General features: G+C 55.6%; 14 protein-coding genes and 1 pseudogene. 6 read left to right on the forward strand and 9 right to left on the reverse strand.

What is annotated here, in order from left to right; genetic code table 11:
- Nucleotides 1-20 precede the first annotated feature (20 nt).
- From EP25_RS0103845 to gcvP, 3 genes are all read left to right on the forward strand, one after another.
- Nucleotides 21-698, forward strand: a complete 678-nt coding sequence (locus EP25_RS0103845; protein WP_051906985.1) for a TMEM165/GDT1 family protein — start codon at nt 21-23, stop codon at nt 696-698.
- Nucleotides 699-765: 67 nt separating this feature from the next.
- Entirely contained in the window at nt 766-1845 is a 1080-nt protein-coding gene (gcvT, locus tag EP25_RS0103850; protein WP_031432676.1) for a glycine cleavage system aminomethyltransferase GcvT, read from the forward strand.
- A 2-nt stretch (nt 1846-1847) separates the two neighbouring features.
- The gene (gcvP, locus tag EP25_RS0103855; protein ID WP_031432677.1) at nt 1848-4745 is read left to right on the forward strand and encodes an aminomethyl-transferring glycine dehydrogenase; all 2898 of its coding nucleotides are present in this window, start codon (nt 1848-1850) and stop codon (nt 4743-4745) included.
- Nucleotides 4746-4800: 55 nt separating this feature from the next.
- On the opposite strand, the gene rnd is transcribed toward gcvP, so the two are convergent.
- A complete protein-coding gene (gene rnd / locus EP25_RS0103860) occupies nt 4801-5949 on the reverse strand; it encodes a ribonuclease D (RefSeq protein WP_031432678.1) in 1149 nt (382 codons plus the stop codon).
- Nucleotides 5950-6057: 108 nt separating this feature from the next.
- On the opposite strand from rnd, the gene EP25_RS0103865 reads away from it, so the two are divergent.
- Together EP25_RS0103865 and EP25_RS0103870 are read left to right on the forward strand one after the other, a co-directional pair.
- Nucleotides 6058-6483: a gamma-glutamylcyclotransferase family protein gene (locus EP25_RS0103865; protein WP_036300208.1), complete on the forward strand. Its 426-nt coding sequence runs from the start codon at nt 6058-6060 to the stop codon at nt 6481-6483.
- 23 nt (nt 6484-6506) lie between these two features.
- Nucleotides 6507-7520: a zinc-binding alcohol dehydrogenase family protein gene (locus EP25_RS0103870; protein ID WP_031432680.1), complete on the forward strand. Its 1014-nt coding sequence runs from the start codon at nt 6507-6509 to the stop codon at nt 7518-7520.
- Between the two features lie 130 nt (nt 7521-7650).
- On the opposite strand, the gene EP25_RS0103875 is transcribed toward EP25_RS0103870, so the two are convergent.
- Genes EP25_RS0103875 through EP25_RS0103890 form a run of 4 tightly spaced genes read right to left on the reverse strand, consistent with a single transcriptional unit; the run spans nt 7651 to nt 10535 of the window.
- The gene (locus EP25_RS0103875; protein ID WP_031432681.1) at nt 7651-8355 is read right to left on the reverse strand and encodes a class I SAM-dependent methyltransferase; all 705 of its coding nucleotides are present in this window, start codon (nt 8353-8355) and stop codon (nt 7651-7653) included.
- An 8-nt stretch (nt 8356-8363) separates the two neighbouring features.
- Nucleotides 8364-8864, reverse strand: a complete 501-nt coding sequence (locus EP25_RS0103880) for a DinB family protein (protein WP_031432682.1) — start codon at nt 8862-8864, stop codon at nt 8364-8366.
- Nucleotides 8861-9742, reverse strand: coding sequence for a branched-chain-amino-acid transaminase (gene ilvE / locus EP25_RS0103885; RefSeq protein WP_031432683.1), 882 nt, complete (start codon nt 9740-9742; stop codon nt 8861-8863). Before ilvE ends, EP25_RS0103880 begins: the two co-directional genes overlap by 4 nt.
- Nucleotides 9735-10535, reverse strand: a complete 801-nt coding sequence (locus tag EP25_RS0103890; protein ID WP_031432684.1) for a PhzF family phenazine biosynthesis protein — start codon at nt 10533-10535, stop codon at nt 9735-9737. The genes ilvE and EP25_RS0103890 overlap by 8 nt, the downstream gene beginning before the upstream one ends.
- Nucleotides 10536-10679: 144 nt before the next feature.
- Between EP25_RS0103890 and EP25_RS0103895 the strand changes: the two genes are divergently transcribed.
- The gene (locus tag EP25_RS0103895; protein ID WP_031432685.1) at nt 10680-12104 is read left to right on the forward strand and encodes an aminotransferase-like domain-containing protein; all 1425 of its coding nucleotides are present in this window, start codon (nt 10680-10682) and stop codon (nt 12102-12104) included.
- Nucleotides 12105-12442: 338 nt separating this feature from the next.
- Here the strand turns inward: EP25_RS0103895 and EP25_RS0103900 are convergent, their stop codons facing one another.
- The 4 genes and pseudogenes from EP25_RS0103900 to EP25_RS0103920 form a co-directional block, all read right to left on the reverse strand.
- Nucleotides 12443-13051, reverse strand: coding sequence for a cation transporter (locus tag EP25_RS0103900; RefSeq protein ID WP_031432686.1), 609 nt, complete (start codon nt 13049-13051; stop codon nt 12443-12445).
- Nucleotides 13052-13123: 72 nt separating this feature from the next.
- Entirely contained in the window at nt 13124-13552 is a 429-nt protein-coding gene (locus EP25_RS0103905; protein ID WP_084190949.1) for a putative iron-sulfur cluster-binding metallochaperone, read from the reverse strand.
- Between the two features lie 19 nt (nt 13553-13571).
- A pseudogene (locus EP25_RS24225) lies at nt 13572-14269 on the reverse strand (mercuric transporter MerT family protein).
- Between the two features lie 81 nt (nt 14270-14350).
- A complete protein-coding gene (locus tag EP25_RS0103920) occupies nt 14351-14758 on the reverse strand; it encodes a MerR family transcriptional regulator (RefSeq protein ID WP_031432690.1) in 408 nt (135 codons plus the stop codon).
- Between the last annotated feature and the right edge of the window lie 96 nt (nt 14759-14854).

Below are 14854 nucleotides of genomic sequence, written 5' to 3' on the forward strand. Positions count from 1 at the left end.
CTTAATTAACTATGTTGATAATGGAATACTTGCAAACAATTGCCGATTTTTTGACTTCAAAACATTTTGCCGAGCTCTCGGCGACGGCCGGTACTAGCTTCGCCCTGATCGCGGCAGCGGAAATCGGCGACAAAAGCCAATTGGTCTGTATGACGTTGGCGTCAAGACACCGTGGCAGGCCAGTCATCTGGGGCGCCGTCGCCGCCTTCGCCCTGCTGAACACGCTGGCTGTCGTGTTCGGCGCCGCCATCGCCAAATGGCTGCCGGATTACGTCGTCGCGGCGACGGTTGCCTTGTTGTTTACCGCCTTCGGCCTGCATGCCTTGCTTAATCACGACGAAGATGAAGACGAGGAAGTCTTGGAAAAAAGCGGCCACGGTATTTTTTTCACGACCTTCGTATTGATCACCTTCGCCGAATTCGGCGATAAGACCCAGCTTGCCGTCGTCGCCTTCAGCAGTACCGCCAATCCCTATGCTGTATGGATCGGCTCGACACTGGCCTTGATCTTCACCTCGGCGATGGGCGTGCTGGCGGGACGCACGATTCTGCAAAAGCTGCCGCTATCGTTGTTGCATAAAATCAGCGGCATCATCTTTCTGATCCTGGCCGGCATCGCCGTGGTCCGTACTTATGATAGCGTCCTGATTGCTCTGGCTGACGGTACCTTCCCGTTATTCTGGCAAGATTGGCTATAGCGAATATTTGAAATCGCCCTCGCTCGGACTTAGACTATAGTTGTCACCCAGCAACCGATCGAGTCCAGTGTCCGATCTCAAACGCACCGCCTTATACGATCTCCATCTGGCTTTGCAGGCCCGGATGGTTCCCTTCGCCGGTTACGCGATGCCGCAGCAATATCCCGGCGGCATCATCGCCGAACATCTGCATTGCCGCGAGCAGGCCGGCTTTTTCGATATTTCCCACATGGGACAATGCTTCATCAGCGGGGACAACGTCGCCGAACAACTGGAAGCCTTGACTCCTGCCGTGGCCAGGAAGTTGGAGATCGGCGACCAGTGTTACACGGTGTTGACCAATACCGAGGGCGGCATCATCGACGACATCATCATCAGCCGGCTGGAGGAAAGCTATATGCTGGTCGTCAACGCCGCCTGCAAGGACAAGGACTTCACGCTATTGACCGATCATTTCGGCGAACGCTGCTATATCGCCAGCGAAAGATCCTTGTTCGCTTTGCAAGGTCCGGCCGCGATTGAAGTCATCCAGCTGTTGGCGCCCGAGGCCGGCCATCTAAAATTCATGCAGATCCGTCCCGACCGACTCGGCAACATCGATTGCATCATCAGCCGCAGCGGCTATACCGGCGAGGACGGCTTCGAAATTTCCGTCGCCCATACGGATGCCCGCCCTCTGGCCGAATTACTTTTGTCGTTTGCCCCCGTGAAGCCTATTGGCTTGGGCGCTCGAGACACCTTACGCATGGAAGCCGGTTTGAGCCTTTATGGCCATGAACTCAACGAGGACATTAGCCCGGTCGAAGCCGGGCTAGGTTGGCTGATCAGCAAAAACACGCATACGTTTTCAGGCAGTGAAATCATACAGCGACAATTGCAACATGGGGCCGGCAGAAAAAGAATCGGTTTGCTGGTCGAGGGCAAAATTCCGGTTAGGGAACACTGCCGACTGTTCGATGCCGATGGAAATGAAGTCGGCGTCACCACCAGCGGCGGCTTTTCTCCGACCCTGAAACAACCGATCGCCCTGGCATTAGTCGATAGCCGCTGCCGGGAGCAAACATTTTACGCCCGGATCAGGAATCGTAAAATCACGCTCCGAGCGACTCCGCTGCCATTCGTGCCCCATCGCTATTATCGAGGATAATCATGTCTATGTCCCGCCCGAGCCTGAATCAACTTGAAATGCGCGGTAATTTCATCCGACGCCATATCGGCCCTAACCCGCGACAACAGCAGGCGATGTTGGAAGCATTGGGCTTGGATAAACTGGAAGACCTGATCGGTCAGGCGATCCCCGACAACATCCTCAACAAAGACGCGTTGAAGCTGACCGACACCATTAGCGAGCGGGCCGTCATCAACTATCTGCGCAAAATGCGCAACCGCAACAAGGTTTACACTTCGCTGATCGGTTTGGGGTATTACGACACCATCATGCCAGCCGTGATCAAACGCAATGTATTGGAAAACCCCGGCTGGTATACCGCCTATACCCCCTACCAAGCCGAGGTCAGCCAGGGACGCTTGGAAGCCCTGCTGAATTTTCAGCAAATGGTTTGCGACCTGACCGGCATGGAACTGGCCAATGCTTCGCTGCTGGACGAAGCCACCGCCGCCGCCGAAGCGATGGCGATGTCGCGGCGCTTGTCGAAAAGCGCCTCGAACCAGGTCTTTATCGATCACGAATGCCATCCGCAAACGATCGCCGTCATGCAAACCCGGGCCCGATCTTTCGGCTATGATATCGTCATCGGCGATCCTTATCGGCAATTGGACAAACAGGATTTTTTCGCGCTATTGCTGCAATACCCCAACAGTCAAGGCGAGATTCACGACATCGGCGACGCCGTCCGCATCGCCCACGACAAAGCGGCGCTGGTCACGGTCGCCGCCGACCTGCTCAGCCTGGTCGTTCTGAAATCTCCGGGCGAATTCGGCGCCGATATCGTGGTCGGCAACTCCCAGCGTTTCGGCGTGCCGATGGGTTACGGCGGACCGCACGCGGCGTTTTTCGCCACCCGCGACGCCTTCAAACGCAGCACGCCCGGCCGCATCATCGGGGTCTCCAAGGACAGTCACGGTCAATATGCCCTGCGCATGGCGCTGCAGACGCGCGAACAGCACATCCGCCGCGACAAGGCCACCAGCAATATTTGCACCTCGCAGGTGCTATTGGCCGTGATCGCCGGTTTCTACGCCATCTATCACGGTCCAAGCGGGCTATCGTTGATCGCCGGGAGGGTGCATCGCTACGCCCAAATTCTGGCCAAGGGCCTCGAGCGGCTGGGGTACGCGGTACAAACGCACCATTTTTTCGACACCTTCGTCGTGCATACGCCGGGCAAGGCCAAGCGTATCGCCAACAAGGCCCAGGAAGCGGAAATCAACCTGCGCATCATCGACCCCGATCACCTCGGCATTGCGCTGGACGAAACCACCAACCGCGATGTCATTCGCGCGGTATGGCGGGTCTTCTCCGGCCCGAGCGGCGAACAACCGGAAATCAACTCGATCGATCACAGTCTGGAGGAATGCATTCCCGATGCGTTGTTGCGGAAGGACGCTATCCTGCAGCATCCGGTGTTCGAGCAATACCATTCGGAAACCGAAATGATGCGCTACATGCGCAGACTGGCGCGCAAGGATATCGCCCTGGACCGCAGCATGATCCCGCTCGGCTCGTGCACGATGAAACTGAATGCCGCCACCGAGATGCAGGCGCTGTCCTACCATCAATTCAACGGCCTGCATCCTTTCGCGCCGCTGCATCAAACGCTGGGTTATCAACAATTGTTCGAGGAACTCGAAGACATGCTGTGCGACCTGACCGGCTTCGACGCCTTCTCTTTTCAACCCAACGCCGGATCGCAAGGCGAATACACCGGATTGCTGGTCATTCGAAAATATCACGAAGTACGCGGCGAAGGTCAACGCGATATCTGCCTGATTCCCGCTTCCGCCCACGGCACCAATCCGGCCAGCGCGGTGATGGCTGGTCTGAAGGTGGTGGTCTTGGCTTGCGACGACAACGGCAATGTCAGCGTGGCCGATTTAAAGAAAAAGGCCGCCGATTATCACGACCGACTGGCGGCGCTGATGATCACCTATCCGTCCACGCACGGGGTGTTCGAGGAAGCGTTCCGCGACATCTGCGACATCGTCCATCAACACGGCGGCCAGGTCTATCTGGACGGCGCCAACTTCAACGCCTTAGTCGGCCTGAGCCGGCCCGGCAAGATCGGCGCCGACGTCGCCCACCTCAATCTGCACAAGACCTTCAGCATTCCGCACGGTGGCGGCGGCCCCGGTGTCGGGCCGATCGGCGTCGGAATGCATCTGGCGCCCTATCTGCCCGACCATCCTCTAATAAAAGGCGTCAATCCGCATCAAACCCCCGCCGGCACGGTCGGTGCCGTCTCCGCGGCGCCCTGGGGTTCGGCCAGCATCCTGACCATCTCCTGGGCCTATATCGCGATGATGGGCGCGCAAGGCTTGAAGCAAGCCACGTTGACCGCGATATTGAACGCCAATTACATCGCCAAGCGATTGGCGCCGCATTATCCGATTCTCTACACCGGCAAGAACAATCATGTCGCCCACGAATGCATCATCGACTGTCGGGCGTTCAAGCAATCGTGCAACGTGACCGTCGAGGACATCGCCAAACGCCTGATCGATTACGGCTTCCACGCTCCCACCGTATCGTTCCCCGTGGCCGACACGATGATGATCGAACCGACCGAAAGCGAAAGCCAGGCCGAGATCGACCGCTTCTGCGACGCCTTGATCGAAATCAGAAAGGAAATTGCGGCCATCGAAAACGGCCAGTCCGATCCAGCCAATAACGTCCTGCATAATGCGCCGCATTGCCACTGCTTATTATTGGGCGAGTGGAAACTGCCTTACTCCAAAACGCAAGCCTTTTTCCCCGGACCTCATCAGAGCGTGGATAAGTATTGGCCGCCGGTCGGACGCATCGACAATGTTTACGGCGACCGCCACCTGCAATGCACCTGCCCGCCAGTTTCGGAATACGTTGAATGAAAGCCGGCCGTGGCAATGGACAGGGCACGTCGGGAAGGCCGTTTATGCCCTCAAGCTACGATTTATTGATAACGACGTTTTCCTTACTCAAATTCAATGAACAACAGCCATCGAGCAAGCATTGCAGTTCCTCGCCGACCATCGTGTAACGCCATCCGTGCAGCAAGGGGACATCGTTCTCACCGAAGATCAGCTTCTCCAGATCCTTGCGCGTCGCCAACACGATCGGATTCAACGAATTCTCCTCCGCCCGGATGCGCACCACCGCGGTCAAAACATCCAGAACGGCCTCCTGCTGCTGGGTTTTCTTCGGCGGCCTGCCCTTTTCATGCAAAGGGATCGGCGGACGTTGCTTGGCTTGGTTGATCAAATCGCAGATCACCCGGCCATAGCGATTGACCAACCTTTCATTGATACCGCGCACTTTGGCCAATTCGGCCACATTGGCCGGTTGCAGCTTGGCCAGTTCCAACAGCATGTCGTCGCGGACCAACCAATTACGGGGTTTGTTGACCGATTGTGCCGTGCTTTCCCGCCACTCGCTCAAGGCCTGCACGATCGACAACTGCCGTCCGGTCAGTTTGTTCTTGCCTTTGATCTTCAACCAGGCATTGGCCGGCGAGATCTGATAAAGCTCGGTATCGTTAAGCTGCTTGAAATCGTTATCCAGCCAATGCAAACGGCCTAGCTTCTCCAGTTGCTCGCACATGATCTGATAGATCTTGCACAAATAAATGACATCGTCCGCCGCGTATTGGATCTGCGCCTCGCTTAAGGGCCTGACAGTCCAATCGGTGCGGGTGTGGGCCTTGCTGAGGTTGATATTCAAAAAACTGGACACCAGCATCGCATAGCCGGGGTTTTCCTGGAATCCCAACAACGGCGCCGCTATTTGGGTATCGAAAATCGGTCCCGGCACCTTGCCGGTCAATTGATAAAGGATTTCCAGGTCCTGGCGACTGGAATGCAATACCTTGATGATGTCGGGGCGATAAATCACGTCGAACAACTTGCCTAAATCGGGCAAGGCCAGGGGGTCGACGCAAGCGACCCAATCAGGCGTGGCAATTTGCAACAGGCAAAACTGGGGATAATAGGTTTTTTCCCGTAAAAATTCCGTGTCCATTGCGATCCACGGTTCCTTGGCGATTTGCCGGCACAATGCGTCCAGCTTTTCGGTCGTATTAATGTATTGAATGGTCATAGTGCCGTAACAATAGCAGTTTTCCCCAAATTTAACAGTAATTGTATGGCTTAATCACGATAAAATAGCCGGCATAATGTATTTGCTTTTTCTCTTTCATTCAGAAACATGCTCAACGAATTGCTCTTTGTTTATGGAACGCTGCGGCAAAAAGTGGGTCACCCCCTGCATCGTCCATTAAAATTGTATGGCGAATGGTATCGGGACGCCTATATGCAGGGGTGTCTATTCGACATAGCGGGTTACCCCGGTGCGATCGAATCGTTTAACCCCAGCCATCGCGTTAAGGGTGAATTATACCGAATCAATGATCGGAAAAGGTTGTTCGCCCTGTTGGATGACTACGAAGAATGCTCGAACAAATTCCCGAAGCCACATGAATATCAGCGTAAAATTGTCACTGTCCACACCATTCGAGGTGACATGCTTTCCGCATGGGCGTATATTTATCGTCGCTCCACAACACAACTGGAGCGAATCCCGGACGGAGATTATCTGCGTTTTCTGCGCCTACGAAATTCGGCACTCACATAAACCAAGAGAGGTTTTGGTCCATTATGAAAGCAGTCGGTTACAAGCAATCTTTGGCCATACAGGAAAATGACGCCCTGCTTGATCTCGAACTTCCCGAGCCCGTGCCCGGCCCCAGGGACTTATTGGTGGAAATCAAAGCTATAGCGGTCAATCCGGTCGATACCAAGATTCGCAAGCGCTACCTCCCCGCTGCCGGCGAGGTCAAAATTTTAGGTTGGGACGCCTGCGGCGTCGTCAAGGCGATCGGTAACGAAGTCACGCTGTTCCGACCGGGCGATGAAGTCTGGTACGCCGGCGCCATCGACCGCCCGGGCTGTAACGCCGAATTGCATTTGGTCGACGAGCGCATCGCCGCGAAAAAGCCCCGTTCGCTGAGTTTCGCCGAGGCCGCCGCCCTGCCGCTGACCACGATTACCGCCTGGGAATTGCTGTTCGACCGCCTGGCCATCGCCAGGAATAATAAGAAAAATGACTCGCAATTATTGATCATCGGCGCCGCCGGCGGCGTCGGTTCGATTTTGACTCAACTGGCACATCGTCTGACCGGGGCTAGTGTCATCGGCACCGCTTCTCGCCAACAAACCCGGGATTGGGTGACGTCACTGGGCGCGAACCATGTCATCGATCACAGCCAATCGTTGCCGACCCAACTGAAAAGCATCGGCATCAATTCCGTCAGTCATGTCGCCAGCCTGACGCATACCGACAATCACTTCGAGGACATCGCCCATATACTGGCACCGCAAGGCAAACTGGGACTGATCGACGACCCAGAGCGCCTGGACATCGGCCTGCTCAAACAAAAAAGCATTTCCTTGCATTGGGAATTCATGTACACCCGTTCACTGTACGCGACAGCCGATATGATCAGGCAACATGAGCTGTTGACGGAAGTCGCCGAACTGGTCGATGCCGGGATCATCCGTACCACGATGAGCGAGCATTTCGGCAAGATCAACGCCAGCAACCTGAAACGCGCCCATGCTTTCATCGAAAGCGAACAAGCCTGCGGCAAGGTGGTTCTGGAAGAGTTTTGATCGTTTGGGTAAACAGGTGACTGAAGCTTTTACGGCATAAAACCAGGCACGCGGCCAATACCTCGGTTATTAACCCCGAATTCCAATTTGGGGAAATAATCACCGAACATGGCTACATTACTATAACAGGCTATCGCTTCCGTGTGCATTTGTACGTAGCCAACACACCCTCTTGAATACATTTCGTGTCGATGGTAAATCCGGCTCTAAACAGCAGGCCGTCCATGATCCAATCGTAGGTCGAATACTCCTCGCGAAAATGCGCCTCGGCGTCTTCGCGCAGGAAATCCCCGCCGGCCTCGGCCTGTTTGGCGATGAAACCGGCTATGTGTTGCAACGCGTTATGCTCCGGAATGACCACATCGCGCAGGAAGAGCTTTCCTCCCGGTTTCAGCAAACGGTGCATGCGCTGCAATGCAATGCCTTTCCAGAAGTCGGGCAGATGATGCAGGGCGAAAGTCGTCACGATGGCGTCGACGGCCGCTTCTTCATGCAAATAAGTCAAGAAACCGGCGTGGTGGAAAGCGATATTCGTCACCCCGGCATGCTTCGCCTTGTCCCTGGCATACATTAACATCGCCTCAGAAACGTCGACCGCATGCACGTGCCGGCAATAAGGAGCGGCCTGCACGGCGAAGGCGCCCGTACCGCAACCTAAGTCGACCAGCACAGCGCCGGCCCGAAGCTCCAGTTCGTCCAGAATCGCTTGGTTTTCCGCGTCGACCTCGCGAAACTCGGCATGGCTGTCGTCGTATACCGCCACTTCCTCGGGCCGGCCGTAATCTTTGCCGACTTGCTGGAATTCTTCGTATTGCCAGTTTATTTTCTTGTCCATCGATAACCTCATGAAACGAATGGCGCGCAGATGAAATCGATGCCGCCGTAATCATAGCCCAGTTGGCTGATCAGCGCGCTGACCTGGCCGCGATGATGGATTTTGTGCATGAACAGCGTGGTCAGCATCGTTTGGACCGGCAACGACTTTTCTTGTCCCGTCGACAAGCTGACATAACCGATTCGACGTTCCAGGATTTCCTCGTCCAGTCCACGCAGAAACTCGCCCAATTCGGTATCGGTGGTTCGCTGCGCTGCGTGCAGGTTAGCGAAATCGGCGTAAAGTTTCTGGTCCAATGTCAGGTAAGAAACGGGTTGGCCGGTTAGCCGGTACAGCCATAAACGATCGACCAGCAGCAGGTGGTTCAGCGTGCCGTGCAGCGAATGGAAAAAGGCGCCCAAGTCCCGTTTTCGTTCCCGATCCGACATCTTATGGCAGACCGCGTACAAGCGTTCGTTCACCCATGCGCTGTAACGGTGTTGTAAGTAGAAATAATCGATCATTTTCATGGCACTATTCCTCCGCATTCCGCCGCGATCGCTTCGTGGAACCCTCGCTGCAAACGTTCAAAAAGGGGCCCCGGGCACTGGCCGACCCGCCGGTTGCCGATGCTTGCCACCGGGATCATTTCCGCGCCGGTGCCGGTCAAGAAACATTCGTCGGCGGCGTACAGGTCGTAAACGCCTAGCGGCGTAATTTGGTGCGGAATCCCCAGCTCTTCCGCCGACGCCAGGATCAGCTCGCGGGTGATGCCTTCCAAGGCGCCTTCGCTACAGGGCGGGGTCATCAATGTGCCGCCGCGCACGATGAAGATGTTGTCGGCCGTCCCCTCGGCGACGCGCCCCTGGGCGTTCAACAATACCGTTTCATCGGCACCGGCATGATTGGCCTCTATCTTGGCCAAGATGTGGTTCAGATAGTTAAGGCTCTTGATTCTCGGGTCCAATCCATCGGCCGCCAGTCTTCTCACCGATGAAACGATCAATCGCGCGCCCCGTTCCCGGCTTTGTTGCCCAACCAGATCGAGTTGATCGGCGACGATAATCACGTTCGGAGTCCCGCAGCCTTGCGGATTCAGGCCCAACAGGCCTGCCCCGCGCGTCACCATTAACCGAATGTAGCCGGAATCGTGGTTGCTGGCCGTGATCATTCGTTCGACGGCGACGGTCAGTTCAGTTCGGCTATAGGGGATTTGTAAATCGATCGCGCGCGCCGAAAGCTCCAGCCGTTGCAAATGCCGCCGCAGACGAAATGCCCGCCGGCGATAAAAGCGAATGCCTTCGAAAACGCCGTCGCCGTAAAGCAAGCCGTGATCGTTGACCGGAATGGCGGCTTCCGCCAACGGCATTATCCTGCCATTCAACCAACAAAGCGCCTGTTCAAGCATGTAATTCCCCTTTGAGCACCGTCGTCGCCCGGCCTTGCAACATGACCCGGTCGCCCGCGAGTTTGACGCCGACCGCGCCGCCTCTCGCAGAAGCCTGATAGCCGGACAATTGCGTTTTGTTTAGTATCTCGCCCCAATAAGGTCCAAGATAGCAGTGCGCGGAGCCGGTGACCGGATCTTCCGAAATGCCCGATTGGGGGGCGAAAAAGCGCGACACGAAATCCCAGTCGGCGCCTTCTTCCGCCTGCGCCGTCACAACGACGCCGCGCGGCGCCAAGTGGCGTATTTTGCCGTGATCCGGCGCCAGTCGTTCAACCGTCTCGGCGTCGGGCAGCACCAGAATCAAATCGTCGCGGCTGCGCAACGCGGCAACGATTTCCGCCCCGATCGCCTCGCAAAATTCGGGCATCGGCTCGGCCGGCTCCGCCGAAACCTTCGGAAAATCGAGACAGATCGCCTCGCCCTCGCAATGCGCCGTCAGATCGCCGCTGCGGGTACGGAATGTCACGTCATTTGCCGTCACGCCGCACTCGCTACGCAGCACATGCGCCGCCGCCAGGGTCGCGTGGCCGCAGAGGTCGACTTCGACGGTCGGCGTAAACCAGCGCAGCGCCCAGAGATTGACGCTAACAGGGCGTAGAAACGCGGTTTCCGAGAGATTCATTTCGGCGGCGACATTCTGCATCCAGCGTTCGTCCCGATACGCCTCCAGCAAGCAAACCGCCGCCGGATTGCCGCCGAAAGGCCTGTCGCTGAACGCATCGATAATATAAAGCGGTGTTTTCGTAGCCATAATTTACTCCTTGATCGAGTGCATTACTTTAAACTAAGATGCCGTCAGCATTACAGATGCAACATTCAATAAAAATACCGATACAGTTGCCGTCATTACTGCACTGTATCGCTAGTCAACCTGCCGATCTGTACCGGAAAAACGATGACGTTACTCTACGAAAACATTGCCGAACACCTGCTCAAAGCGATCGAGCAAGGGGTTTACCGTCCGGGTGAACGTTTACCCAGCGTCCGACAACTGAGCCAGAGCCATCAAATCAGCACGGCCACGGCCGTATCGGCTTTGCGTCATCTGGAAGATCACGGTCATATCGAAGCCCGGCAACGATCGGGCTACTATGTGCGCCCCCGCACCCGTTCGCATTTGCAAGAACCGGCATTGTCCGCCCCCTCCGGCGAACCGTCTCGAGTCACCGGGCAAGAACTCGTCCTGCACCTGGTCAAGGCCGCCAACAACCCACGATTCATTCAGTTGGGCGCTGCGGTGCCATCCCCCTCCTTCCTGCCGACGCAAAAAATCGAACATATGCTCGCCGCATGTTCCAGGCGTTACCGCAACCGTATAACCGGTTACGAATTTCCGCCCGGCGCGCCGGAACTGAGACGCCAGATCGCCAAGCGCATGTCGGAAAACGGTTGCCCGATCAACCCCAACGAAATCATCATTACCAGTGGCTGTCAGGAGGCGATCACGCTGGCGCTACGGGCCGTCACCGTTCCCGGCGATATCGTTGCGATCGAATCGCCGACCTTTTACGGACTGTTGCAAATTATCGAATCCCTGGGATTGAAGACCATCGAAATTCCGACCCATCCGCGCGAGGGCATTGCCCTGGACGCCCTGCAGCTGGCCTGCGAACAATGGCCGATCAAGGCCTGTATCGTCGTGCCCAACTACAGTAATCCACTGGGTTACTGCATGTCCGACCAACGTAAACGCCAGTTGATCGAGCTGGCGAACCGCCAACGCATCCTGGTGATCGAGGACGACATTTACGGCGATTTAGGGTTCAGCCTGCAACGGCCGACGCCGGTCAAAAGCGTCGATAACGAAGATCGCGTCGTGTATTGTTCGTCCTTCTCGAAATCGTTGTCGCCTGGGTTACGCATCGGTTGGACCGCCCCCGGCCCGGCCTTGCTGGAAAAAATTGAATACCTGAAATATGTGACCAATCTGGCGACACCGACCCTGCCGCAACTGGCGGTCGCCGAATTCTTGCGACATGGCGGCTACGACCGCCATCTGCGCCAGGCAAGAAGCCGCTATCTGCAAGCCGTCGAACGCATGACGGCGGCGGTGGCCGCCAGTTTTCCGGCCGGCACGCGAGTCACGCAGCCTGCCGGCGGCTTCGTGCTGTGGCTGGAACTGCCCGCCGAGGTCGATGCGATAGCATTGACCCAACAGGCCTTGGCCTTAGGCATCAGCATAGCGCCGGGGCCGATTTTTTCGGCGACGCAAAAATACCGTCACTTCATTCGCCTGAGTTGTGCCTGCGATTGGGACGAACGGGTGGACGAGGCATTGGTAACATTGGGACAACTCATCACCCGCATGGCGGAAAAATGATCGTTATTCGTAGATTGGTAGATACTTATCCAAAAAACGCAAAAAAGCCGTTTTCCGAAGTAACGACGAATATTTCTTCGTTCCCCATTTATCTTGCGGGATCTTGTGAGAGGCAAAGGCGTCGAGCGTGTTCAATATTTTGTTTCCCGGCCGTTCAGAGAGCTCTCTGATGAGCGTCTAAAAAGGCCCTGCGATGATGAGCGGCGTATTGCAATCCTTCGGCTAAAAAATTTGGCATTTCGGTCCTGAGTGACGGAAAAGTAATCTTATAAGGGCCTTTGGCGCCACATATGTTGTTGCCGATGCTTCGGAATGACTTCTGCTTCATGAATAACCGATTATCGGCGCAGTTCTTCGACAGCCGAAGAAATGACGCGGGCCGAAGAGCGGATCAACAGCAATACCAAACCGATTGCCACCGCAATGTCGGGCCAACCTGAACCGGTAAACCAAACGGCGCCGGCCGCCACGAAAACCGACAGATTGGCCGCGATGTCGTTGCGCGAGCACTCCCAAACCGAACTCATATTGACGTCTTCGTGGCGATGCCGCCAAAGCAGGAAAAGACAAACGCCGTTGGCCAGCAAACCGAGCAGGCTGAACCCTCCCATCACTTCGAAGATGGGCACACTGGGAACATAGAGCTTGTAGATAATCTGGGCGATAACTGCGACGCCAGCCAATCCGATCAGCAAGCCTTTGAACAAGGCGACCTTGGCCTTGACGGTCGCCTCCCTCGTCACCGCATAAAGGCTTAGTCCATAGGTCAACGCATCGCCCAGATTGTCGAGGCTGTCTGCCAACAGGGACGTCGAATTGCCGTACAAAGCAGCGCCGGCGATGACGAAGAACATCGCCGCATTGATGGCCAGGACGATTTGCAAGGTGCCGCGCTGGCGTTCGCGCATGCGCTCTAAAGAACAATGATTATCACAACAACCGGCCATGGATTTCTCGCTAATGATTTAACAGTTAGGTTTGATTATTCGATAAATGATAAATTGCGGGAAAATATGATTTCACGCATTTTCCAAGCGTTTGAAGCGGGCTAAACAGCATTGGCCCGAAGGATTTCGGATGTCGCAAGCGCAATCGCCCAATTGAGTTCGTCGTACGACGAAGTCTTTGATCTGAGCGCCCCGATTAGCCCTCAATGCGGACAGGTATTGTTCGGCATCGATATCGAAACAATAACAAAGTTTGCCATTTTGCATCTCCTGGTAGGTTCTTAAACGTTGTTTCGGAACGGTTTCGCCCGCGACGGAAAAATAGGCGACCGGACATTGTGTCGAGGAACAGAAATAATAGTCACCGACCGCGATATGCTGGTTTTCCGGGAACCGGACCTGATGGTACAGCGTCGCCATGCCGACTTTGATGCAAGTCGATCCGCACTCCGGGCAAACCCGTTTGGTTTTAGCGGAAGTTTTTGGACAACAATCGGACATGGCTGGTCACTCGCGGCAATTACTGAGAGGTTCTGCGGGCGGTTGCCGGGTAGCCGGCATCGGTGCTGGCCCTGATTAAAGCATGAACGTCGGTTTGCCTGGGGTCAAAATCGACTTCCGCCGTCTTCGTATCATAATCGACAGTGACGCCTTGAACGCCGCTGACGTTCTGCAACGCCTTTTTGATCGTGAACCGGCACAGCTGACAAGTCATGTTTTGTATGTCCAGCGTCACCACCTGCATCGTATTTTGCTGGCCAACGTCGGCAGCGGCATGAACGACAGGCGCAGACAGGCAGGCGCATGCCAGCCGTAACGTTAACAAAGCGGTTTTCGTCGCGATAGTTCTCATAGTAAAAAGTATGGCGCAATCCAGGGGAATGCCAAAAGCAACAGGATCAGGCTGGAGCCGATCCAAAAGATAATGCGTTGCCGGCGCCGAACGCCGGATTGAGCGCACGCGTCGCCCTCTCGACAGAGATTGGGAAGCAGATAAAGCCGTCTAAATCCCAAGACCAGAAAAATCAAGGTCAGGGCGATAAAGACAGGACGCGTCGCTTCCATTGACATCAGCGTGCTCATCCAGGCGCCGCCGATCCCCAAAGAAACCAGCAACAGCGGGCCGACACAGCAGGCCGAAGCGCCGATGGCGGCCAATCCGGCGCCTATGCCGAGCCAAAGGGATTGTTTATTGGACTTTTCAGGATTTGTTTGCATAGAGACTCGCCCTAACGAAACCTTGGTCGGCAGTCTAAACCCTGTTCTCGGGAACAGGGTCAAGCGGATGATGATCCGATTTTAATCGGAACTTGCCGTATCGTCATCGTTAAACGCGTTTAGAACGGCGCATTGCTCCGATGATCCGGTCTGACGGCAGTCGTCGACCAGCTGTTGCAGCGCTTGCTTGAGCGTCGTCAATGCGTCTATTTGACGGTCTATTTCCCGGCATTTTTGCTCGGCGAGCCGGCAAGCCTCGACGCACTGTTTGCCGTCCAGCGAAAGCAGAACGGCTACCTCTTTTAAGGTAAAACCGGCCCGCTGAGCCCGTTTGATAAACCGAAGCCTGGAAACCGCTTCGGCCGGATAAAGACGATAACCACCGGGCGGCTTTTCAGGTTCGTCCAGCAACCCGATGCGTTGATAGTGACGAATGGTTTCTATCGTGACGCCGCTGTGCTTGGCCAGCTTACCGATGGTCAGTTTCATTCGCTTCTAATGCGATCTCTGATTATGAGAATCAATCGTTTTACAACCATCGAGAATAACAAAAAATCGATAGCAATGGATGAACAAATCGGCGAT

The sequence above is a fragment of the Methylomarinum vadi genome (assembly GCF_000733935.1).
Classification (GTDB): Bacteria; Pseudomonadota; Gammaproteobacteria; order Methylococcales; family Methylomonadaceae; genus Methylomarinum; species Methylomarinum vadi.